Source organism: Rhizobium leguminosarum bv. viciae (assembly GCF_012276115.1).
GTDB lineage: Bacteria > Pseudomonadota > Alphaproteobacteria > Rhizobiales > Rhizobiaceae > Rhizobium > Rhizobium leguminosarum_T.
The window spans coordinates 134,913-156,439 of sequence record NZ_WIEU01000015.1; the positions used below are offsets into that span (position 1 = coordinate 134,913).

Consider the following 21,527-nt stretch of genomic DNA (forward strand, 5'->3'; position numbering starts at 1 on the left):
CGGGCCTGAGGCGCCTCAGAAAACGTTGTCCCAGGCCGCCAATGCGGCGACGACGCCTGGCAGGTCGTTCATGCGGGAGATCGCCGTTTCGGCGCCGGCATCCGTCAGTTTGTCGGCATGGGCGGGATAGCTGTGCGAGGCGCCGGTAAAACCGATGACGCGCATGCCGGCGGCGCGGGCCGCATGCACGCCGTGCACGGAATCCTCGACCACAACGACCTTGTCAGGCGAAACGCCCATCTGGCTTGCGCCGTGCAGGAAGATGTCGGGCTTCGGCTTGGCGCGGTCGGGGCCAAGATCCTTGGCGGAGAAAATGGTCGGCGCAAACAGCGGCTTCAGGCCCACCTTGGTGAGCATCATGTCGAGCCGCTTGGTGCTCGAATTCGAGCAGATGCAGCGCTTGATCGGCAGCCTGGAGACGGCGAATTCGACGCCCGGGATGGCCTGGACGTCCTGCGCCAGCCTGAGGTCGAGCATATGCTCCGACTTGTCGAGCAGGGAGGCCGAAAACGGGATGCTTGCCTCGCGCTCGATCTGCAGCAGGATGTTGCGCCACGTCATGCCGGCGAAGCGCTCGCCCATTTCCTCGGCGTCGATCGGATATCCGGCCTCTGTCAGAAGCGCGGATTCGACTTCCGCCGCGATGATTTCCGAATCGACGAGAACGCCGTCGCAGTCGAAGATGATGAGGTCGAAGCCGTCCATATGTTCACGCCTTGCTGAAAGTCTGGGCTGGAAGTCTGGGTCTTGTCCGGGAATGCTGCGGCTTTACACGATGCCCGGCCAAAGCTCAACCTGATCTCAAGCATGGCTGCGATGCGGCAAGCGACCGGCTCCGGCATCGCTGCCGGATCGGTCGTGTCGGGTTGACTTGGGAATGAACAATGGCGAGCCGATAGAAGCCGTCAGGCCGCCAGCTGCCCACTCCGGCGTCCAGCTGCAGATGGCGTCGAAGCTGTCGCCCGAAGCCTGAAACGGGAAACGAGCTCGCGCAGCTTGGCAGCTTCCTCGGCAAGCTGGCCGGATGCCGCGGTGGATTGCTCCACCATTGCCGCGTTCTGCTGGGTCACCTGGTCCATTGAGTTGACGGCGGTGTTGACTTCGGCAAGGCCGGTCGACAGGGCAGGTGCCCCGGGCAGAGCTGCCACCAGTACCGATGGTGCTGCTCGCAGTTCCGCCGCCGGCCGACGAACCGCCGGTGCCGACGGTGCTAGACGATTGGGCGAAGCCGGGAACAGCCGTGCCGGCCAGAAGGGCGGCCGCCAAGGCCAGATGTGTTGCCTTCATCATGGTGTATTCCTCCGTTTGTTTCTAACGTGCCGTCGCATCCGGAATGGATGGATAGCTGTCTGACAAACTTGGCTCTCACCACTGTACCTGTCTTAGGCCCTCAGTCGGATGGCCCCGGGACCTTCGTCCGATCCACGCCGCCATGGTTGACGATCGAGCGTGACGGGAGCGCGTTCCCGCCCGCCCGGGTGTTCGGGAACCCCGGCATTTCCTGGCTGGCGCGACACCATCCTCATTGCGGGCTCACCGGCTCGGGCGTAGCATGCAAGGCAAGAGGAGAGGGACAATGAGGATTTCCGCTTTCGTCCGACCGGCGGCAGCCGTAGCGCTGCTGATTGCCTCCACATCCACCGACGTTATCGCTAAGGGCGGCAAACACCACCACAAGCGAACCTGCGCCCAGATGCAGGCGATGATGGATCATGGTCTGACCGGCGGAAAACATGTCGGGGATGGGCCCGAAAAGAGAGCCAAGCTCGAAAAGAAGATGAGGAAGAAGGGCTGCTAAGCGCCGGGTAATCCACGAGAGCCGGCGACGGGTGCGCAGCTGCGCGAAATCAAGGAGGATGAAAGCATCCTCGGTGAAGCCGAGAGCAATCACGCGGCGCTGGCGGCACTGCGGGCGCATGTGCGGCAGGAAGATGAAAAGAGGGCAGGTGCGTGAGGGCTGGGGAAGGTTGAGCGGCGCGCTTGAGAACGTTATAAGACGGCAAGATCCCGCGCATTTTCATCGGAACAAATCGAAGGAATCCCGGTTCGCCCACCATCCCCGGTGAAGCAAAAAGGAGATTCCAATGCTTCTGAGACTGCTCGCAGTAACAGCGCTTTCACTTGGCCTGACAACGGCCGCCATCGCACAATCCGGCGGCACGGGATCCGGCAATTCGGGCGCGAATTCGACAGATGGAGGAGGCGCAGGAGGAATGAACGGCGCCAACAACTCCGGCGGCGATCCGGATGATTGCCAGCGCCAGCAGGCAGGCCAGCCCGGCAATTCGGCACCCTCAGGCACGACGACAAACAAGCCGGATTCCGCCAACGCCTGCCAATAGAAGATGCATCATCCGATGATGACCGGATCCCTGGCTGCACCACCTCAGGCAAGCTGCCCGGGGCTGACGCCACGCTTCCGTTATTCGTAATTTGTGAAAGTATGGCTGGCGAGCTGTTATGCGGCAGGATGCTGCTCATCTGCGGGCGGCACGCTCCACCAGACCTCATCCTGAGGTGCGCAGCCCGCAGGGCGAAGCCTCAAAGGACACGCCGAGACGCTGCTCCTTGCCTCTATCAACGCCGGTGCACCCGCCTCGCCCTTCGAGGCCCTGCGGGCACCTCAGGGTGAGGCTCTCTTGGGTGCTGGCGTTCTGGGGCGTTGGCGCAATGGGAGCCGGATGGGTGGTGAAGAGCTAGAGCCGGGATCGCGCTCCAACATTTTTTAGATCCGTCCCGACCTACGCATCGACCGGAAAAAGCATCAGGAACTGCCGGTCGCCTTCCGGGGAGAAAATGATCGAGCGGCTTTCGGCCGTGCGCCGCGCCCAGCCTTTGTCGAGGAAGCTTGACAGCAGAGCCTTGCCGAGGCTGCCGGCGAGGTGGGCGCGTCTTTCGCTCCAGTCGAGGCAGGAGCGGCAGAGCGGCCGGCGCGAGGATCTGAGGTCGCTAACATCGATGCCGATGCATTTGAGATCGCTTTCGCCCTTTTCCGTCAGCGCCAGGCCGTCTCCGACCGCGTCGATCGCGCCTGATGCAATCAGGCTGTCGAGCATGCGCACGCCGTAATCGCCGGCAAGATGATCGTAGCAGATGCGCGCCTTGCGCAGCGCCGGCTCCTTCGGTCCCGGCTGGTGGCGCAGATGGCCGCGTCCGGCGGCAAAGCCCATCATGCTTTCGATCAGCCGGGCGACGGCCTCGTCGGCCAGGGTGAAATAGCGGTGGCGCCCCTGCTTGCGCTGGGTTAGCAGTCCGCCGGCTTCGAGCTTGGCGAGATGCGTGCTCGCCGTCTGCAAGGTGATGCCGCCGACGCCGGCAAGCTCGGTCGCGGTCAGCGCCCGACCGCCGGTCAGCGCCGCCAGCATGTTGGCGCGCGCCGGATCGCCGATGAGCGCGCCGATCTGCGCAATGTCAGGGCCTTCCTTCATAGTTCGATCGTAACCGAAGCATCGCCGTCGGGCAATGTGCGAAAACGGGTGAAGAGCCACAGGAGAAACGATATGATCACCTGCTTCATCCGCTATCAGATCGACCCCTTCAAGAAAGAGGCGTTTGCCGAATATGGCCGCAACTGGGGCCAGGCAATTCCGCAAAACGGCGCCGACCTGATCGGCTATTACGGCCCGCACGAGGGATCGGCAACGACGGCTTACGGCGTCTACAATATCGAAAGCCTCGCCGCCTACGAAGCCTATCGCGCCAGGCTGGCTGCCGACCCACTCGGCTGTGAGAATTACGAATTTGCCAGACGCGAAGGCTTCATCCTCAAGGAGGATCGCATCTTCCTCAAAAATGTCTCCGCTCCTCACGCCAAGCTGGTGCTGCCATGATCGCCGTCATCTTCGAAGTCGTGCCCTATATGGGCGAACGCCACAAATATCTGGATCTCGCCGGCGAGTTGCGCGCCGAGCTCGAAAAGATCGACGGCTTCATCTCGATCGAGCGTTTCGAGAGCCTGACGACGCGCGGCAAGCTGCTGTCGCTCTCCTTTTTCCGCGACGAAGAGGCCGTCAAGCAATGGCGCAATCTCGAGGCTCACCGGGCAGCACAGCAGGCCGGACGCGGCGGTATCTTCGCCGATTATCGCCTGCGGATCGCCAGTGTCGTCCGCGATTACGGCATGTTCGAACGCGACGAAGCACCGGCCGACAGCCGCAAGGTTCACGATGCGGCGTGATCGCCGACGACGGCATTCTTGCCGCCGCTCGGCAGCCGGCCGGCGTCGGCAAAGTCTGCCGCTCACTCATCGGCCGCCCGAATAAATTCCCGAAATCGGCCAGCGCTTCAGGCTTTGGTAACTAAGTTGCGTAACCATAACGGACAGTTAAGCGTAGAGCGTGAGTGAGTATTTAAATGGCATCAGTTTTTCCGCTTGCCGACCTCAAGGCTTCCGTCAAGTCGGATTCCCGGCAGGATTCCAGGGCCGGGTCTTGGGTCGACACGATCATCAAGGGCGATTGCGTTAGCGCCCTTGAAGCTTTGCCCAGCCACTCCGTCGACATCATCTTTGCCGACCCGCCGTATAATCTCCAGCTCGGCGGAACGCTGCATCGTCCCGACCAGTCGCTGGTCGATGCGGTCGACGACGAATGGGACCAGTTCGCCTCCTTCGAGGCCTATGACGCTTTTACCCGCGCCTGGCTGCTGGCTTGCCGCCGGGTGCTGAAACCATCAGGCTCGATCTGGGTGATCGGCTCCTACCACAATATCTTCCGCGTCGGCGCCACGCTGCAGGATCTGAATTTCTGGATCCTCAACGACATCATCTGGCGCAAGACCAACCCGATGCCGAATTTCAAGGGCCGCCGTTTCCAGAACGCCCATGAGACGATGATCTGGGCAAGCCCCAGCGCCAAGGCCAAGGGCTATACCTTCAATTACGATGCGCTGAAGGCCGCCAATGACGACGTGCAGATGCGCTCCGACTGGCTCTTCCCCATCTGCAACGGCAGCGAGCGGCTGAAGGGCGAGGACGGCAAGAAGGCGCATCCGACGCAGAAGCCGGAAGCGCTGCTTGCCCGTGTCATCATGGCCTCGACCAAGCCCGGCGATATCGTGCTCGATCCCTTCTTCGGCTCGGGAACGACGGGCGCCGTCGCCAAGCGTCTCGGCCGTCACTTCGTCGGCATCGAGCGCGAACAGGATTATATCGATGCGGCCTCGGCCCGCATCGCCGCCGTCGAGCCGCTCGGCAAGGCGGAACTGACCGTCATGACCGGCAAGAAGGCCGAAGTCCGTGTCGCCTTCAACGTGCTGGTTGAAAGCGGCCTGATCAAGCCCGGCCAGGTGCTAACCGACGCCAAGCGCCGCTATAGCGCGATTGTCCGCGCCGACGGCACGGTGGCATCCGGCGGCGAGGCCGGCTCCATTCATCGTCTCGGCGCCAAGGTGCAGGGTCTCGATGCATGCAACGGATGGACCTTCTGGCATTTCGAAGACGGGCAGTCCCTGCGCCCGATCGACGATCTCAGGTCCGTCATCCGCAGTGATCTGGCAAAGGCGGAGTGAGCACCACCTTCGCGAGATCGAGATACCTTCTTCCGATTTCCCTCCAGTTGCGGAAGAAGACCAAGGCGCCCGGGGTCAAACCCGGGCGTCCTCTTTTTGTTTTTGCGCAATTCCGGACGCAAAACTTTTGCTGGAATTGCTCCAGTCAGAACTTCTGATCAGAACTCCTGGTAATCGGTGACCTCGACCCGTGTGACGCGGCCTTCCGCGTTGAAGGTGATCGTCTCCTCGCCCTCGCGGATCAGCGGCTTGCCCGTCTTGCTGTGGGTGGCGCGTACCGACCAGACCGACCGGCCGGAGAGCGGCGTCAACGTTTCCACCATAGAATTTTCCGCCGTCTGGTCGGGATAGTCGTCGAAATAACGCCGGAAGGCAGCCATGATCTCGGCGCGGCCGGTGAGATCGCCGACGCCGTTCGAGACATAGGTCGCATCCTCGGCGAAATAGGCCTCGATCGCCGGAAAATCGAGGGCGTTGATGGCAGCGTGAAAGCGTTCGATTTGCTTTGCAGGGTCGAAAGTCATGGTTCTCAGACCTTCACCCCATAGCCGGCGAGATCGCTGCGCAGCTTTTCCGCACCTGAAAACAGCACTGCATTCCAGCCGAAGGCCTTGGCGCCTTCGACATTGACTGGCGCGTCGTCGATGAAGATCGTCGCTGCCGGATCGAGGCCGAAGCTTTTCGTATGCGTCTCGTAGATGGCGATATCGGGCTTGATCAGGCCGACGTCTCCGGAAACGGTGACGCCGCGCGGTTTGGTCAGGAAGGGGAAACGGGCCTGCGCCTCGCGGAACGTGTCGGAGGCGAAGTTGGTGAGCATCGTCACGTCGCGCCCTTCGGCAATCAGCCCCTCCATGATCGCGACGCTGTCGTCATAGGCGTGCGGCACCATCTCATGCCAATATTTGCGGAAGGCGCGGATATGCTCCTCGCGGGCAGGGTGCTGTTTTATCAGCAGCGCTTCGGCCTCCGCCCAGGTGCGGCCGCGGTCCTGCTCGATGTTCCAGTCATGGGTGCAGATATTGGCGAAGAACCAGTGGCGCTCGGTCTCATCAGGGATGAGACGGCTGAAAGGAAGATGCGGATCGTAATGAATAAGGACTTTGCCGATATCGAAAACGATATGTCTTATGTCGGTGGTCATGGTCATCCCTTGGATGTTTTAAACGCGAGAGGAATAGCCGCTGCGATCGCTTTTTTCATGATTGTTGGTAAGGCTTGGGCTTCAAGATTTGTAACCGGCTCCCACCATCCGTCATTCGGGCCGTCATCCAGGGCGACTTTGGCTGCAATCGCCGCACGCCAGATCGAAAGCCTGAGCTCGAAATGGGTGAAGACATGGATGACGGTGCCACAGGCCTGCCATGCCGCCTCGAAGGGCGCGGCATCAGCCGAGGTCTCACCGTCGATGCGCGCCGTCCAGGCGCTAGTCGGCACCTCGGTCATGCCGCCGAGCAGACCGCTGTCGATGCGCCGTCTGAGCAGCATCTCGCCGTCACCGGTCACCGCGATGAAGGCCGCGCCGTATCTGACCGGCTTCTCCTTCTTCGCCGCCTTGACCGGAAAGAACTCCGGATCGGAAAGCTTCAGCGCCGCGCAGGCACCGCGGAACGGACAGAGCGAACAGGCCGGCCGCTTCGGCGTGCAGATCGTCGCCCCGAGATCCATCATCGCCTGGGCGAAGTCGCCGGGCCGATCGGCAGGCGTCAACAGCGCCACTTTCTCTCTCATCGCGGGCTTTGCCGCTGGAAGCGACGTGGCGATCGCATGGAGCCTGGAGATCACCCGCTCGACATTGCCGTCCATGACGGCCGCCTGCCGGTTGAAGGCGATGGCCGCGACGGCGGCTGCCGTATAGTCGCCGATGCCGGGGAGCGATTTGAGACCCTCTTCGGTATCGGGAAAGATGCCGCCATGCTCTTTCGCCACCGCTTCGGCGCATTTCTTCAGGTTGCGGGCCCTGGCGTAATAGCCAAGCCCCGCCCAGGCTGCCATCACCGCGTCGGTCTCGGCCGCGGCAAGATCGGTCACCTCAGGCCAGCGCTCAAGAAACCGTTCGAAATAGGGTTTGACCGCCTGCACCGTCGTCTGCTGCAGCATCACCTCCGACAGCCAGACGCGATAGGGGTCGGGCTTTACGCCGCGGGCCGCCATGCCGGGCGAAACGCGCCAGGGCAGGTCGCGGTGGTGGCGATCATACCAGTCGAGCAGGGGCTTTGCTGAGGGCGTGTCGAGTGTGGTGATCGTCATGATTTGCCGCGATGAGGGGAAGTGCCTATACTTGGCGAAGCAATGCCGCGCGATCAAGTCGCCTGTGCGAATTGGCATGCGAATTGGCGGCGTCGCTGAAGGGTTTCGATGAGTTATCCACGTAAAGGTGCAAAGCAGATTTCCGAGCTGGCGAACGGGCTGATCGATCCCGTGCTTGCCAGGCGGGCCGGCATCAACACGGCTCTGCTCGGCTCGTGGAGCGAAATTGCCGGCGAGGATTTCGCCGATTGCACCCGGCCGGAAAAGATCGCCTGGGCCCGCGGCGGCGATGAGACCGGCGGCTTCCGCCCCGGCGTTCTGACCATTGCCTGCGAAGGCGCGCGTGCGCTCTTCCTCACCCATGCCCAGGGAGAACTCATCCAGCGCATCAACAGCTTCTTCGGCTTTGCCGCCGTCCACCAGATCCGCATCGTGCAGAAGCCGGTCTCACAAGGCATCCGCCGCTCCCGAACCCCGCCGCCGCTGAGAGGCGAAGCCGCCCGCAAGCTCGAAGGCATGATGGAGGGGATAGAGAACGACAAGCTGCGCCAGGCGATTCAGCGCTTGGGGACCGCAGTGATGGGGAGGCGGGGAAATCAACGCTGATGAGCAAAACGCCCAACTTGACCGGTAACGCCAAGACCGACGGCCTGGGTCAAGCCAGCGCCGAAAAGATCAGTGCGGTTGACGGCCCGGTTCTTAGCCCGCGCATGCGCAAGCTCCTCGCCGAGACCAAGGATCAGCCGGCCGAAGAACGTCGCCAGGCGATCCGCGCGCTGTTTGCACGCAAGCCCGCATGAGCGGGGGCTCCAGCTAGTGGCGCCTATAGAGCTGTTTGTTTTTATGCATGCCGTTATCTCGGGACCGCTGCACACTTCCGGACGACATGCATTGGGCCGAATCGGGAGATGCACCTTGGCAATGCGGAAAACGTCACTCGTGCGAAAGGAATTGCTTTCCTGTTGCCGTTTCCATGACGCTGGCGAGCTGCGTGGCGAGCATTCCCTCGATCAACTCTTCCATTTTCGAGAGATCGCAGGCGCCATGCTCGGCCGCTCGATCTGCCGCTTCGAGGGCGTCGAAATAGGGCTTCCGGTTGTCGACGATCTGATCAGGAATCGTCCTGATGCCAGGCAGCGGCAACTGAAGTTTCACGCATAGAACGACATAAGACACCATCCGGGAGGTGCGGCCATTGCCGTCGCTGAAGGGATGAATCCAATTCAGCCGCCACATAACGTATGATGCCAAATGGACGGGAGTTTTGTCCCAATTGTCGTTGACGTAGTCGCAAAGCTCTTCGATCAACTCCGGCACACGGTGCGCACCAAGTGGCTTGTGTTCGCTTCCCTGTATCGCCACATCCGCCGGCCGGAAGTTGCCGGCATAAGCACTGATTCCCTGCAAAGCTTCGCGATGCAGCGCCAGCAGCAAAGAGGGCCGAAGCTTCCACTTCACACCCTTGTCTATGGCGTCGATGATCATATCGCGCGCCGCATCGAACTGGCGAAGGCCGTTGCGGGCTTCCGCCTCGGCGCGTTCCCTCTCGTCCTTGATCAGATACGCTTCCGTAGCGACGCTGTGTCGACGGGTGCCTTCAGTCATTTTTCTGTTTGTCTGCCATCTCGTCAGCCACGCGATCAATCATCTCGCGCGTGATCATCTCGTTTTCGAAATGCGTATTCCCATAAGCGAAGCTGCGACGCTGAACTTCGATTTCACGCGGCGACGGCTGCATCTTCCTCGCGGCTTCGAGTAGATTTTTGAGCGGTTCGTTCATTGCAGTCTTCCTTTCATGCGCCGATTCATAGAAGCGGTTTTCCGATTTCAAGCAACCTTAAACCGGATACTGAAATCGAATTGTGCCAAGCTTGTGAAGCGGGTGTTGCCCAGATAGCAGCGATGCACCCCCGGATTTGGCTTATGTAGGTTGGAAGCGGAGAGATGGTAGATTGGAAGCACGGAATCTGCCAACAACCGATAATGCTTGAAGCTGGCTCGTCAACGGCGAGCCTTACCCCATTGCCTTGGCACCTTTGCCTAGCGTCAGTTGAGATGCGAACTTGATCGATTAAATGGCGAACGCATGTCTTTCAACGGTATCGGTCCCATCACGGTCACAATTCTTTGAAGGAAGTTGGCGAACCGTGCCTTGTGAGTGGCCGCCAGCCGTTATATCGCACAGTCATGCCGTCAATCTCATTATCTATGGGGAATCCATGCAGATGTCCGAAATGCAACTGACGAAACGCCGCCTGCTCAGCGGTATCGCCATCGCCGCAGCTGCCGTAGCGCTTGTCGCCTGCAACGACAGCAAGGACGCTGCCGATGCTTCGTCCTCCGGCAAGACTATGGCTGATGGCACCAATGTCGACACCATGCAGACGGCGGCCACTTCGGCGACCGAGATGCCGGAGTCCGACGGCGATGTCGACATGGCTGAGGTGCTGAAGCCCGGCGTGCTGCCGGAAATGGCGCTCGGCAAGGCCGATGCCCCAGTCAAGATCGTCGAATACATGTCGATGACCTGCCCGCATTGCGCCCATTTCCACAACACCGTCTTCGACACGATCAAGCAGAAATATGTCGACAGCGGCAAGGTGCAGTTCATCATCCGCGAATTCCCCTTCGACCCGCGCGCCGCCGCCGCCTTCATGCTCGCCCGCTGCAATTCTTCCAATCCGGAGCAGTTGAGCACGCCGGAACAGTATTTCCCGATGGTTTCGATGCTCTTCAAGCAGCAGCAGGTCTGGGCCGCCGCCGATGATGGCCGCGCCGCATTGCTGCAGATGTCGAAGCTTGCCGGATTTACTGAGGATAGCTTCACGAAATGCTTGACGAACCAGAAGCTTCTGGATGAAGTGAACGCCACGCGGGAAAGAGGTTCCAAGGATTTCGGCGTCAACGCCACCCCGACTTTCCTGATCAATGGCAAGCGCTACTCTGGAGACATGCCGGTTGACACCTTGTCGAAGCTCATCGACAGCCTGCTCTGAACCGGATCGTTTCGATAGAACGGGCGACGGCGAAAGCCGTGCGCCCGTTTTTTTGTGGGTGCGTGGGGAATACCCCCCTCTGTCCTGCCGGACCCGGGGTCGAGCCACGGGTCTCGACCCGTCCTTCGGACCCCCACAGGGGGGGAGATCAGCTGGAAGGAATGTCTCGACCTTCATGAATGCCCTGCGGAAGCGCTCCCTTGTTTGGGGAAGCCCTAACCACTTGCCGATCTCCCCCCTTGTGGGGGAGATGCCCGGCAGGGCAGAGGGGGGTGCCACACCCTCTCTGCGCCCCGGAGCGGCTGCATGAAGTTCAACAAGCTGCGCCTGGTCGGCTTCAAATCCTTCGTCGAGCCGACGGAATTCATCATCGAGCGCGGGCTGACCGGCGTCGTCGGGCCGAACGGCTGCGGCAAGTCGAACCTCGTCGAGGCGCTGCGCTGGGTGATGGGCGAAAATTCCTACAAGAACATGCGCGCCTCCGGCATGGACGACGTGATCTTTTCGGGCTCGGGAAACCGCCCGGCGCGCAATACCGCCGAAGTGGCACTCTATCTCGACAATGCCGAGCGCACCGCGCCTGCCGCCTTCAACGACAGCGACGAGATCCAGGTCACCCGCCGCATCGAGCGTGAACAGGGCTCGCTCTATCGCATCAACGGCAAGGAAAGCCGCGCCAAGGACGTGCAGCTGCTGTTTGCCGATGCCTCGACCGGCGCGCGGTCGCCCTCGATGGTCGGGCAAGGGCGTATCGGCGAGCTGATCCAGGCAAAGCCGCAGGCCCGCCGCCAGCTGCTCGAAGAGGCGGCCGGCATTTCGGGCCTGCATTCGCGCCGCCACGAGGCCGAGCTGCGGCTGCGCGCTGCCGAAGGCAATCTCGAGCGCCTCGACGACGTCACCTCGCAGCTCGAAAGCCAGATCGAGAGCCTGAAGCGCCAGGCCCGCCAGGCAAACCGCTTCAAGACGCTGTCTGCCGATATCCGCGCCCGTGAGGCAATGCTGCTGCATATCCGTTGGGTGCAGGCCAAGGAAGCCGAGGCCGAGGCCGACAGCGCCTTGAACCAGGCGACCTCCGTCGTCGCCGAAAAGGCGCAGATGCAGATGGAGGCGGCGAAGAACCAGGCTGTCGCCAGCCTGAAGCTGCCGGAGCTGCGCGAGGGCGAGGCGCGTGCGGCGGCCGCGCTGCAGCGCCTGCAGATCGCCAGAAGCCAGCTGGAGGAGGATGCCGGCCGCATCCTGCGCCGCCGCGACGAGCTGACCCGCCGTCTCGCCCAGCTTGCCGAGGATATAAGCCGCGAAGAGCGGCTGGTCGCCGACAATGCCGTCATCCTGGCGCGGCTCGATGCCGAAGAGGCGGAGATTTCGGAAATCCTCGCCGATTCCGGCCGTTATGCCGAGGAGACCCGCGAGGCCTTCGAGGGCGCGGCGGCGAAACTGGCCGACAGCGAGCGGATCTTCACCCAGCTGACGGCTGAGCGCGCCGAGGCTGCCGCCGGCCGCAACCAGCTGGAACGCGCCATCCGCGATCTCGCCGACCGCAGGATGCGCCTCGAACGGCAGATGGACGAGGCAAACCACGAATTGTCCGCCATCGGTGAGAAAATATCAGGACTGCCCGATCCCGACGAGAAACGCGCCATCGTCGAGGCCGGAGAGATCGCCGTCGCCGACGCGGAAGCCGCGGTCCAGGCGGTCGAACAGGCGCTGGCTAGCGCCCGCCAGACCGAGGCGTTGTCGCGCGCGCCGGTCGAGCAGGCCCGCTCGAGCCTGAATGCGCTGGAAACCGAGGCCCGCACCATTTCCCGCATGCTCGCCGCTGGTGCTGCGGCCGGCAAATTTCCGCCGGTTGCCGACGAACTGAAGGTCGATCGCGGCTTCGAAACCGCACTTGGTGCCGCCCTCGGCGATGATCTGGAATCGCCGCTCGATGCCGAGGCGCCGGCCCATTGGTCGGACAATGGTGATGGCGCCGCCGATCCCGCCCTTCCATCCGGTGTTGCGCCGCTGCTGACCCATGTCCGCGCGCCGGCGGCACTGACCCGCCGCCTGCGCCAGATCGGCCTGGTCGCGGAAGGCGATGCGCAGTCGCTGATGGCGGTGCTGAAGCCCGGCCAGCGGCTGGTGACGAAAGAGGGCGCGGTCTATCGCTGGGACGGCCATGTCACCGGTGCCGACGCCCCGAGTGCTGCAGCACTGCGCCTTGCCCAGAAGAACCGCCTGGCCGAACTCGAAGGTGAAGCGGCCCTTGCCCGCGACGTGCTTGCCGAAGCCGAAGAGCGGCAGGCAGCCGCTGCCGAAGCGATCCGTGCAGAGGAGCGTCGGCTTGCCGAGGCGCGCGACATGAGCCGTCTTTCGGCACGTCATCTCGCGGAAGCGCGCGATGCGCTTGTTGCCGCCGAGCGTGCCTCCGGCGATCTCATCCGCCGCCGCGATGTCGTCAGCGAGGCTTCAAGCCAGTTGCGGTCGCAGCTGGAGGAGATCGCCATCCAGGAAGAGAATGCCCGCATCGAGCTGGAGGATGCGCCCGATCTGACTGCGATCGACGAGCGGCTGCGGTTCCAGCAGGCGGAAGTTGCGACCGATCGCGGCGCGCTGGCCGAAAGCCGCGCCCGCCATGAGAGCCTCGCCCGGGAAAACGAGGCCCGCCAGCGCCGCATCATGGCGATCGGCCAGGAGCGTGAGACCTGGCGCCAGCGGGCGGCAAGTGCTGAAGACCATGTCGCCACACTGCGCGAGCGCGAGGAAGAGGCGCGCGATGAGGCAGCCGAGCTCGAACTGGCGCCGGATGAATTCGATGACAAGCGCCGCGCTCTGCTCAGCGAATTGCAGAAGGCCGAGGAGGCCCGCCGCCAGGCGAGCGACCTTCTGGCCGAGGCCGAACGCATTCAGCGCGAGGCCGACCAGAAGGCAACGACCGCACTGTCGGAACTTGCCGAATGCCGTGAACGCCGCGGCCGCGCCGAGGAGCGCCTGGTTTCGGCCCGCGAGAAGCGGCAGGAAAGCGAAAGCCGTATCCGCGAGGTCCTGAACGTCGCCCCGCACGAAGCGCTGCAGCTGACCGGGCGCCCGACCATGCAGGCGCTTCCCGATCCGCGCGAAGTCGAGCGCGAGCTGGAGCGCCTGAGGATCGAGCGCGAGCGGCTCGGCGCCGTCAACCTGCGCGCCGACGAGGAACAGAAGGAGCTGAGCGAAAAGCTCGAAGCGCTGATCAAGGAGCGCGACGACGTCATTGATGCGATCCGCAAGCTGCGCGGCGCCATCCAGAGCCTCAACCGCGAGGGCCGCGAACGGCTGATCGCCGCCTTCGACATTGTCAACGCCCAGTTCCAGCGGCTGTTCACCCATCTTTTCGGTGGCGGCACCGCCGAGCTGCAGCTGATCGAATCCGACGATCCGCTCGAAGCCGGCCTCGAAATCCTCGCCCGCCCGCCCGGCAAGAAGCCGCAGACCATGACGCTGCTCTCCGGCGGCGAACAGGCGCTGACGGCAATGGCGCTGATCTTTGCCGTCTTCCTCACCAATCCGGCGCCAATCTGCGTGCTCGACGAAGTGGATGCGCCGCTCGACGACCACAATGTCGAGCGCTACTGCAATCTGATGGATGAAATGGCGGCTTCGACCGAAACCCGCTTCGTCATCATCACCCACAATCCGATCACCATGGCCCGCATGAACCGCCTCTTCGGCGTCACCATGGCCGAGCAGGGCGTCTCCCAACTCGTCTCCGTCGACCTGCAAATGGCCGAGCGCCTGCGCGAGATTGCCTGAGGTTTTCGACGAACGCGTTTCTGCGTCGGGGAAGGGGTGATTGAGGGGATTGGCGAGAGCAGCCGCTCATCCGCCTGCCGGCACCTTCTCCCGTAAACGGGGCGAAGGGGACATGCCGCACCGGCTTCCCCCAATCTCGACGCTGCGTTTGGCACGTCCCCTCGCCCCGTCAGAACGGGGAGAGGGTTAGGGTGAGGGGCAGCCATTGGCGCCAACCGAGCATCCACGTCGCCGCCCGCGCCGACGCAATTTCCGTAAAGTTATGACGCGGGTTTGCGTCCGGAAATTGCGTAAAATCAAGGACCAAGAAATAAACACCAAAAAAGGTCGGCTCTCTTGCCGTCTGTACCCCATTTGGGTGATGCTCTTTTCGCTGACTTGCATTAGAAGTTGTTTCAACGCAACCTAATTACTCTGCTGGAAAGCGGGCGACCAGAGGTTGCGCATTGTCGAATTTGCGTGCGGTTTTCCGGGCGAGGGCAAGAGCCGGAAACCGAGAGCAAATCTTGGGACGTAGCGATCTATTTTCCAGGAATTGCGTAAGACGAGGTCAGAGCGGTTCTGCTTTACAAAAAAGCTGAGCCGCTCCTGGGTTGAGGGACCCCCCGTCCGGTTTTCCTGGCCGGACGGAAACAAGGCTTTGCGGGACATTGTTGCAGTCCCGCAAAGCTTTTTTTGTGTCTTGTTTTCTGTTTGGGCACCTTTCAACCGTTTCAACGCCGGCCGCAGCCAAGATTTATTGTGCAGCGCAACATTCTGCCGCATTTGTCGATTTTCATTTCAACACCAACGGATTAAGCTAACCCCGATTTGGTGTTGGGGGGAAGATGACCAAGTGGGTCTATAGGTTCGGCGACGGGCAGGCTGAGGGCCGGGCGCGCGATCACGGGATTCTGGGCGGCAAGGGCGCCAATCTCGCGGAAATGTGCGCGCTCGGACTTCCGGTGCCGCCGGGGCTGACGATCGTCAGCGACGCCTGCAACACCTATTACAAGAATGGCCGCCACATCGAGAATGCGGTGAAGGCCGAGGTGCGCGCCGGCATATCGGCGATCGAGGCAATCACCGGCCGCCGCTTCGGCTCGGTCAGCCAGCCGCTGCTCTTATCGGTGCGCTCCGGCGCCCGCGTCTCCATGCCGGGCATGATGGACACGGTGCTCAATCTCGGCCTCAACGACGAGACGGTGCAGGCGCTCGGCCATGATGCCGGTGATGCGAGGTTTGCCTGGGACAGTTACCGCCGCTTCATCCAGATGTATGCCGATGTCGTCATGGGCCTCGGCAACGATGCCTTCGAGGAGATCCTGGAAGACGAGAAGGCCAAGCTCGGCCATGAATTCGATACCGAACTCAGCGCCTCGGAATGGCAGCATATCGTCTCTCTCTATAAGCGGCTGATCGAGGAGGAGCTGGAGCAGGAATTCCCGCAGGATCCCGAAGTCCAGCTCTGGGGCGCGGTCGGCGCCGTTTTTTCCAGCTGGATGAGCGCGCGCGCCGTCACCTATCGCCAGCTCCACAATATTCCGGAAGCTTGGGGCACGGCGATCAACATCCAGGCGATGGTCTTCGGCAATCTCGGCAATAGCTCCGCCACCGGCGTTGCCTTCACCCGCAACCCCTCGACCGGCGAGAGGGCGCTTTACGGCGAATTCCTGGTCAATGCCCAGGGCGAGGATGTCGTGGCCGGCATCCGCACGCCGCAAAGCATCACCGAGGAGGGACGGATCTCCTCCGGCTCCGAAAAACCCTCGATGGAAAAGCTGATGCCGGAGGCGTTCCGCGAGCTCTGCCGCATCTGCACCGACCTCGAGATCCATTACCGAGACATGCAGGATATCGAATTCACCATCGAGCGCGGCAAGCTCTGGATGCTGCAGACCCGCTCGGCCAAGCGCTCGACCCGGGCGGCAATGAAGATCGCCGTCGATATGGTCGACGAGGGGGTGATCACCGAGGACGAGGCGGTGCTGCGCATCGAGCCTTCCAGCCTCGACCAGCTGCTGCATCCCACAATCGATCCGCGCGTCACCCGCCAGGTGATCGGTAGCGGGCTGCCGGCTTCGCCCGGCGCTGCCACCGGCGGCATCGTCTTCACCGCGGAAGAGGCTGTCGAAGCGGAAGCCGAAGGCCGCAAGGTCATCCTGCTGAGGGTCGAGACCAGCCCCGAGGATATTCACGGCATGCATGCCGCCGAAGGCATTCTGACGACCCGCGGCGGCATGACCAGCCATGCGGCAGTCGTTGCCCGCGGCATGGGCATCCCCTGCGTCGTCGGCGCCGGCACCATGCGCATCGACCTACGCAACGAGCGGCTGCTCGGCGTCGGCGTGACGCTCAAGAAGGGCGATATCATCACCATCGACGGCTCGGCCGGCCAGGTGCTGAAGGGCGAGGTGCCGATGATCCAGCCGGAGCTGTCTGGCGATTTCGGCCGCATCATGGGCTGGGCCGACCGCGCCCGACGCATGACGGTGCGCACCAATGCCGATACGCCGGCCGATGCGCTGGCTGCCCGCTCCTTCGGCGCCGAAGGCATCGGCCTTTGCCGCACCGAGCACATGTTCTTCGAGGGCGAGCGCATCCATGTGATGCGCGAGATGATCCTTGCCGTCGACGAGAAGGGCAGGCGGCTGGCGCTCGACAAGCTGCTGCCGATGCAGCGGCTGGATTTCACCGGCCTTTTCACCGTCATGCACGGCCTGCCGGTGACGATCCGCCTGCTCGATCCGCCGCTGCACGAATTCCTGCCGAAAACCGACGACGAGGTGGCCGAAGTCGCCTTCGCCATGGGCATGGAAGCCTCCGTGCTTCGCCAGCGCGTCGATGCGTTGCATGAGTTCAATCCGATGCTCGGCCATCGCGGCTGCCGGCTGGCGATCTCCTATCCCGAAATCGTCGAGATGCAGGCCCGCGCCATCTTCGAGGCGGCGGTGTCCGCAGCCAAGGAGACCGGGGCAGCCGTGGTGCCGGAGATCATGGTGCCGCTCGTTGGCCTGCGCACCGAGCTCGATTACGTCAAGGCGCGCATCGATGAGGTCGCCGGCGACGTCATGCGCGAGGCCGGCATGAAGATCGATTATCTCGTCGGCACGATGATCGAGCTGCCGCGTGCGGCCCTCCGCGCCCATGTGATTGCCGAAGCCGCCGAATTCTTCTCCTTCGGCACCAACGACCTGACGCAGACCACCTTCGGCATCTCGCGCGACGACGCCTCGGCCTTCATCCCCACCTATCAGCGCAAGGGCATCATCGAGCACGATCCCTTCATCTCGCTGGATTTCGATGGTGTCGGCGAATTGATCAGCATCGCCGCCGAACGCGGCCGGCGCACCCGCAGCGACATGAAGCTCGGCATCTGCGGCGAACATGGCGGCGACCCGGCCTCGATCCGCTTCTGCGAAACGATCGGCCTCGACTACGTCTCCTGCTCGCCCTTCCGCGTGCCGATCGCCAGGCTGGCGGCAGCGCAGGCGGTGATTGCAGGCAGTCTGGAAGAGATCCGGCGCGGTCCGAAAGACCGGCGGGCAACCGTGTAGGATATTCGGTGTGGGGCAGGGCGCCCTGGGCACTCAGTAACGATAGCGCCAACGATCGCGGTAGGTATACGGCCCGTTCAGATCCCAGGCCATGCGGTTCATCATCTCCGCACTCTGCGCCCGTGATTCGGCGCGCCGGTCGAGATCGATGCGCTGCAGGCAGGTGGCAAAACCATCCGTGCCGCGCCGGAAGCCATAGCTCAGGCACCGCTGCTCATCCGCCGCCCGCCGCTCCTCCGGCGTCATCGTCTGGCAGGCGGAAAGCCCGGCGACGATGGTGGCCATGACGGTGATGAGAAGACGAATGCGCATCGGTGTATTCCTTGGAATGCTTTTTCCTGAGGAAAGGCCATTCGGGCGAGGGCGTCAAGCCGCTCTTGGTCCAGGAGATCGCTGAGTGCTGGGTGACTACGTGAGCCGTTTACCGTGCGGCCCCCTCATCCGACCCTTCGGGCCACCTTCTCCCCGTTGGGGCGAAGGGGATAGGCCGCAACCTCTCGCTTGCCTCTTCTCCCCTCGGGGAGAAGGTGCCCGTAGGGCGGAAGGGGGCCGGGTCTGCCATTCCTTACAGCCTCCTGCACCCAACCTCTCCTTCCTCATTCCTGTGCTCGTCACAGGAATCCAGCCACCGCGCGTCTGCGCGGTGAATGACGCTCATAGGTGAAGCAGGTCTCCTGCGCCCAAGGACTTGGGCGCACTGGATTCCTGTGACGAGCACAGGAATGAGGGAGATTGGGGGTGACGCTCTCACGACTTCAAGCCGCCCCAGCCGGATCTCCAATCGGCAGCAGCGCCGGATTAAGCGGCGGATCCTGCGGGTTCTTCGTGTCGCCCGGGTCCTGAGCCGGTGTCAGCGGCGGTTTTTCCTGGATGCGGTCGGGAATGCCGGATGTCGGCGTCGGGCCGCGTGGCGTATCGGCATTGGGTGTCGGGATCGGGTCTCTGTTCGGCATGAGTGCCTCCTTTTCGAAAAAGGAACGGCAGGCTTTGCACATGGTTCCACTTTCGCCGGCCAACCTTTCTATGCATGAGGGCCATTCCTATGTATGAGGAAAACATGGTCTCTCTCTGAGAGGCCGGCAAACCTTGGAACGAGCATGGCCCTTCGCGATCGATTTTCGAAAAAACTGAACTGTCCGCAATGCGGCAATGAGGGCTTTGCCGAAGCCTCGGAAGTCGATGATCCCAAGCGCAAGCACCCGGATTTCAAGGTCGATCAGCTGCCGCGCGGCTTTGGCGTGCAGCGGCCTTCCAACCATCAGGAAAATTTCGTGATCAAATGCGAATGCGGGCGAAAATTCCCCTTCCGCAGCGTCGCGGAAGCCGCGGCCGAGCGCCGCTAAGATCTTGATCTAGAATTCAGATTCGCTCCAGAACTTCGATGAAGGCATCGGCGAAACGCACCAGCGGCGCGGTCTCTTCGTCGGGCGCCTGCATGCGGATTTCGGTGCCGTTGCCGTCGAGCAGCGCCAGCACGACGCGCATCTGCTGGCCGTCTTCAGGAATGCGCAGCACGGCAATGCGGCGGCAATCGTCGATGAGGCCGCCGGCCGGAAGATCGAACAGCAATTCGCCGCCGGAGCGTGCCGCCGCCTGGCGCACCGCCTCGCAGAAGCCGGCATCGCCGCCGGCATAACCTTCGAGCGAAAGTTCGAGTTCGAGCAGCTCCATCGGCAGCGTCGGCTCGGACTGATGGTCGATCCCGCCAAGCGCAGACGCCTGCGGCCTTGCTGCAATCTCGGGTGAAATCATCCCGTCTCTCCTTTATATCTGGAGATGAAACCGCGGCAGAATGGCCTTTTTTTGACATATCAGCAAGGGCTTATGAAGAAGCTGCCGTTTCACCATGGCCTTCGCCGTGGATTCCAACGCAATGCCTCAGACAATCGTTTCAATTTAGCCGAATCTTGCCCCAGATCCGGATGATTTGAGGTCGGGCCGGCCTAAAATCTGAATCCGGATCTAAATCAAGAATAGAGCATGATGTCGTCCGAAAACCGCTTCACACTTTTCGGCATCATGCTCTAAACAGGGTTGAGGCGATTTGCGTGGTCGAACGCGCGGGCGCTGACGAGCAACCGGTAAATTTGATGGCCATCCGCTTCGACCGCCCCGTTTCCAGCGCCGCCCGCTCTTCGCGGCTCATCGGGGCGTTTTCCCTGGTGCTGGCGCTGGCCGTGATGATCGCCCATCGTTTCGGCGGCCTCGCCACACCCTATCTGGTACTGCTGCTGATTGCCGCTGCCGGCTGCGCACTGCTCGCGGCGATGCTGGCAGCCATCGGACTGCGCAGCCTCTGGATATCAGGGGCCGAGGGCGGACTGGCGGCGCTGGCGGCGCTGATCTATGCCGCCTTTCCGCTGGGGCTCGGCGCCTATGCCACCGAGCGCTACATGACGCTGCCCGATATCTACGACGTTTCCACCGATCCGGTCACCGCACCCGACTGGCTTTCCTATCCGTATTTCGACCAGATCTGGCTGAAGCGCAAGGTGCAGGTGACGCCGGAGGATCGCGAAAAGCAGCTCACCGCCTATCCCGAACTCACCGGCCGACGCTATGAGGGCGCGCTCGACCGCGTGCTGGAGGCGGTGCGCAAGGTCGCCAAGCTGAGCGGCATGACCATCACCAAAAGCAGCGGCGACACCGAGCCCGGCCGCGACCCCGAGGACAGGCCGGTCAAGCCGCCGCAGCCTGGCGACGATGCCGTGGCCGATGCGCCCGATACCATCCCCGTGCCGACGCCGCGCCCCTATGACGACGACGTCGCCAAGCTGATCCGCGGCGTCAACGGCGTGACGCTGCAGGGCACCACCCGCACGCTGATCCTCGGCCTGCGCTTCGATTTCATCATTCGGCTCCGCGAAGAGGCCGAAACCACCTTCGTCGACATCCGCGTCGCCTCCCGCTACGGCCAACACGACCTCGGCTTCAGCGCCGAAATCGCCGGCGATTATCTGAAGGCGCTGGATGCTGAGCTTCTAGGGATTGCTGGGGGGTGAGCAACGGTGGCGCAGAGCGCCAGCAATCGATCCGGCGAATCGATTGCAGTTGCGAACGCCCTGAGCCCAAGCGAAGGGCCGGGATACGGTGCGGCAAACACAGAGCCATTACGGTGCCGCACACTCGACGTCGCTTCAATATCGCCCAAGCAAGCCTCCCTCATTCCTGTGCTCGTCACAGGAATCCAGTGCGCCCAGGTCCCTGGGCGCGGAAGACCCTCCCTTGGTAAGAGCCATTCACCGCGCAGAAGCGCGGTGGCTGGATTCCTGTGACGAGCACAGGAATTGTCTCTCAAATCTATGCTTTAATGTTTGGGAAGCTGGGATCGAACCCCGGGATGGCCATCCCGGGGTTCGCGCGGCAAAGCGCCCGTACAGGAATAGGTGTCAACGACCGACTTCATGAAGGGACTTTGCCGCTCCAGCTTCGCATCGCTTGCTGACTTGAATGGGCTATCCGAAGGACA

23 protein-coding genes and 1 pseudogene are annotated in these 21,527 nt (G+C 62.6%); 13 read left to right on the forward strand and 11 right to left on the reverse strand.

Features of this window, described 5'->3' with window-relative positions; all coding sequences use genetic code 11:
• Window positions 1-15: 15 nt before the first annotated feature.
• Together GFM02_RS23965 and GFM02_RS23970 are read right to left on the reverse strand one after the other, a co-directional pair.
• Window positions 16-705: an HAD family hydrolase gene (locus GFM02_RS23965; protein ID WP_168271389.1), complete on the reverse strand. Its 690-nt coding sequence runs from the start codon at window positions 703-705 to the stop codon at window positions 16-18.
• Window positions 706-905: 200 nt separating this feature from the next.
• Window positions 906-1,118: pseudogene (locus GFM02_RS23970) on the reverse strand (methyl-accepting chemotaxis protein); the annotation flags it as partial.
• Window positions 1,119-1,576: 458 nt separating this feature from the next.
• Between GFM02_RS23970 and GFM02_RS23975 the strand changes: the two are divergent.
• Both GFM02_RS23975 and GFM02_RS23980 read left to right on the forward strand, forming a co-directional pair.
• Window positions 1,577-1,798 (forward strand): hypothetical protein, encoded by a 222-nt coding sequence (locus GFM02_RS23975; protein ID WP_168271388.1) that lies wholly within the window; start codon window positions 1,577-1,579, stop codon window positions 1,796-1,798.
• A gap of 286 nt (window positions 1,799-2,084) precedes the next feature.
• The gene (locus GFM02_RS23980) at window positions 2,085-2,342 is read left to right on the forward strand and encodes an oxidoreductase (protein WP_168271387.1); all 258 of its coding nucleotides are present in this window, start codon (window positions 2,085-2,087) and stop codon (window positions 2,340-2,342) included.
• A gap of 399 nt (window positions 2,343-2,741) precedes the next feature.
• Here the strand turns inward: GFM02_RS23980 and GFM02_RS23985 are convergent, their stop codons facing one another.
• Window positions 2,742-3,428 (reverse strand): ArsR/SmtB family transcription factor, encoded by a 687-nt coding sequence (locus GFM02_RS23985; RefSeq protein WP_168271386.1) that lies wholly within the window; start codon window positions 3,426-3,428, stop codon window positions 2,742-2,744.
• Window positions 3,429-3,500: 72 nt separating this feature from the next.
• Between GFM02_RS23985 and GFM02_RS23990 the strand changes: the two genes are divergently transcribed.
• Genes GFM02_RS23990 through GFM02_RS24000 form a run of 4 tightly spaced genes read left to right on the forward strand, consistent with a single transcriptional unit; the run spans window position 3,501 to window position 5,508 of the window.
• Window positions 3,501-3,830, forward strand: coding sequence for an NIPSNAP family protein (locus tag GFM02_RS23990; protein WP_168271385.1), 330 nt, complete (start codon window positions 3,501-3,503; stop codon window positions 3,828-3,830).
• Window positions 3,827-4,177: an antibiotic biosynthesis monooxygenase family protein gene (locus tag GFM02_RS23995; protein WP_168271384.1), complete on the forward strand. Its 351-nt coding sequence runs from the start codon at window positions 3,827-3,829 to the stop codon at window positions 4,175-4,177. Before GFM02_RS23990 ends, GFM02_RS23995 begins: the two co-directional genes overlap by 4 nt.
• Entirely contained in the window at window positions 4,174-4,302 is a 129-nt protein-coding gene (locus GFM02_RS35490; RefSeq protein WP_281411278.1) for a hypothetical protein, read from the forward strand. Before GFM02_RS23995 ends, GFM02_RS35490 begins: the two co-directional genes overlap by 4 nt.
• A gap of 51 nt (window positions 4,303-4,353) precedes the next feature.
• Complete coding sequence (locus GFM02_RS24000) at window positions 4,354-5,508, forward strand: site-specific DNA-methyltransferase (protein ID WP_020048826.1); 1,155 nt, start codon at window positions 4,354-4,356, stop codon at window positions 5,506-5,508.
• Window positions 5,509-5,666: 158 nt separating this feature from the next.
• On the opposite strand, the gene GFM02_RS24005 is transcribed toward GFM02_RS24000, so the two are convergent.
• Genes GFM02_RS24005 through mutY form a run of 3 tightly spaced genes read right to left on the reverse strand, consistent with a single transcriptional unit; the run spans window position 5,667 to window position 7,758 of the window.
• A complete protein-coding gene (locus GFM02_RS24005; protein WP_168271383.1) occupies window positions 5,667-6,032 on the reverse strand; it encodes a nuclear transport factor 2 family protein in 366 nt (121 codons plus the stop codon).
• 5 nt (window positions 6,033-6,037) lie between these two features.
• Window positions 6,038-6,652, reverse strand: a complete 615-nt coding sequence (locus GFM02_RS24010) for an HAD family hydrolase (RefSeq protein ID WP_168271382.1) — start codon at window positions 6,650-6,652, stop codon at window positions 6,038-6,040.
• Between the two features lie 2 nt (window positions 6,653-6,654).
• Window positions 6,655-7,758 (reverse strand): A/G-specific adenine glycosylase, encoded by a 1,104-nt coding sequence (mutY, locus tag GFM02_RS24015; RefSeq protein ID WP_168323005.1) that lies wholly within the window; start codon window positions 7,756-7,758, stop codon window positions 6,655-6,657.
• A gap of 108 nt (window positions 7,759-7,866) precedes the next feature.
• Between mutY and GFM02_RS24020 the strand changes: the two genes are divergently transcribed.
• Both GFM02_RS24020 and GFM02_RS24025 read left to right on the forward strand, forming a co-directional pair.
• Complete coding sequence (locus GFM02_RS24020; protein WP_168271380.1) at window positions 7,867-8,364, forward strand: DUF721 domain-containing protein; 498 nt, start codon at window positions 7,867-7,869, stop codon at window positions 8,362-8,364.
• Window positions 8,364-8,558 (forward strand): hypothetical protein, encoded by a 195-nt coding sequence (locus GFM02_RS24025; RefSeq protein ID WP_168271379.1) that lies wholly within the window; start codon window positions 8,364-8,366, stop codon window positions 8,556-8,558. Before GFM02_RS24020 ends, GFM02_RS24025 begins: the two co-directional genes overlap by 1 nt.
• A 133-nt stretch (window positions 8,559-8,691) precedes the next feature.
• On the opposite strand, the gene GFM02_RS24030 is transcribed toward GFM02_RS24025, so the two are convergent.
• Complete coding sequence (locus GFM02_RS24030; RefSeq protein ID WP_168271500.1) at window positions 8,692-9,363, reverse strand: Fic family protein; 672 nt, start codon at window positions 9,361-9,363, stop codon at window positions 8,692-8,694.
• Window positions 9,356-9,538 carry a hypothetical protein gene (locus GFM02_RS24035; protein WP_168271378.1) on the reverse strand — a complete coding sequence of 61 codons (183 nt, stop codon included), beginning with the start codon at window positions 9,536-9,538 and terminating at the stop codon, window positions 9,356-9,358. Before GFM02_RS24035 ends, GFM02_RS24030 begins: the two co-directional genes overlap by 8 nt.
• Before the next feature lie 445 nt (window positions 9,539-9,983).
• Between GFM02_RS24035 and GFM02_RS24040 the strand changes: the two genes are divergently transcribed.
• From GFM02_RS24040 to ppdK, 3 genes are all read left to right on the forward strand, one after another.
• Complete coding sequence (locus GFM02_RS24040) at window positions 9,984-10,754, forward strand: DsbA family protein (RefSeq protein WP_017993213.1); 771 nt, start codon at window positions 9,984-9,986, stop codon at window positions 10,752-10,754.
• Window positions 10,755-11,060: 306 nt separating this feature from the next.
• The gene (locus tag GFM02_RS24045; protein ID WP_168323006.1) at window positions 11,061-14,522 is read left to right on the forward strand and encodes a chromosome segregation SMC family protein; all 3,462 of its coding nucleotides are present in this window, start codon (window positions 11,061-11,063) and stop codon (window positions 14,520-14,522) included.
• An 827-nt stretch (window positions 14,523-15,349) separates the two neighbouring features.
• Complete coding sequence (ppdK, locus tag GFM02_RS24050) at window positions 15,350-18,058, forward strand: pyruvate, phosphate dikinase (RefSeq protein ID WP_168323007.1); 2,709 nt, start codon at window positions 15,350-15,352, stop codon at window positions 18,056-18,058.
• Between the two features lie 33 nt (window positions 18,059-18,091).
• Here the strand turns inward: ppdK and GFM02_RS24055 are convergent, their stop codons facing one another.
• Together GFM02_RS24055 and GFM02_RS24060 are read right to left on the reverse strand one after the other, a co-directional pair.
• On the reverse strand, window positions 18,092-18,370 hold the full coding sequence (locus tag GFM02_RS24055) for a hypothetical protein (protein WP_168323008.1): 279 nt from the start codon (window positions 18,368-18,370) through the stop codon (window positions 18,092-18,094).
• A 443-nt stretch (window positions 18,371-18,813) separates the two neighbouring features.
• Window positions 18,814-19,011 carry a hypothetical protein gene (locus tag GFM02_RS24060; protein ID WP_131622948.1) on the reverse strand — a complete coding sequence of 66 codons (198 nt, stop codon included), beginning with the start codon at window positions 19,009-19,011 and terminating at the stop codon, window positions 18,814-18,816.
• Window positions 19,012-19,155: 144 nt separating this feature from the next.
• Between GFM02_RS24060 and GFM02_RS24065 the strand changes: the two genes are divergently transcribed.
• On the forward strand, window positions 19,156-19,401 hold the full coding sequence (locus tag GFM02_RS24065; RefSeq protein ID WP_003546063.1) for a hypothetical protein: 246 nt from the start codon (window positions 19,156-19,158) through the stop codon (window positions 19,399-19,401).
• Between the two features lie 16 nt (window positions 19,402-19,417).
• On the opposite strand, the gene GFM02_RS24070 is transcribed toward GFM02_RS24065, so the two are convergent.
• On the reverse strand, window positions 19,418-19,810 hold the full coding sequence (locus GFM02_RS24070; protein WP_168323009.1) for a hypothetical protein: 393 nt from the start codon (window positions 19,808-19,810) through the stop codon (window positions 19,418-19,420).
• 338 nt (window positions 19,811-20,148) lie between these two features.
• Between GFM02_RS24070 and GFM02_RS24075 the strand changes: the two genes are divergently transcribed.
• Window positions 20,149-21,060 (forward strand): DUF1499 domain-containing protein, encoded by a 912-nt coding sequence (locus tag GFM02_RS24075; protein WP_168323010.1) that lies wholly within the window; start codon window positions 20,149-20,151, stop codon window positions 21,058-21,060.
• The last annotated feature ends 467 nt before the right edge of the window (window positions 21,061-21,527 follow it).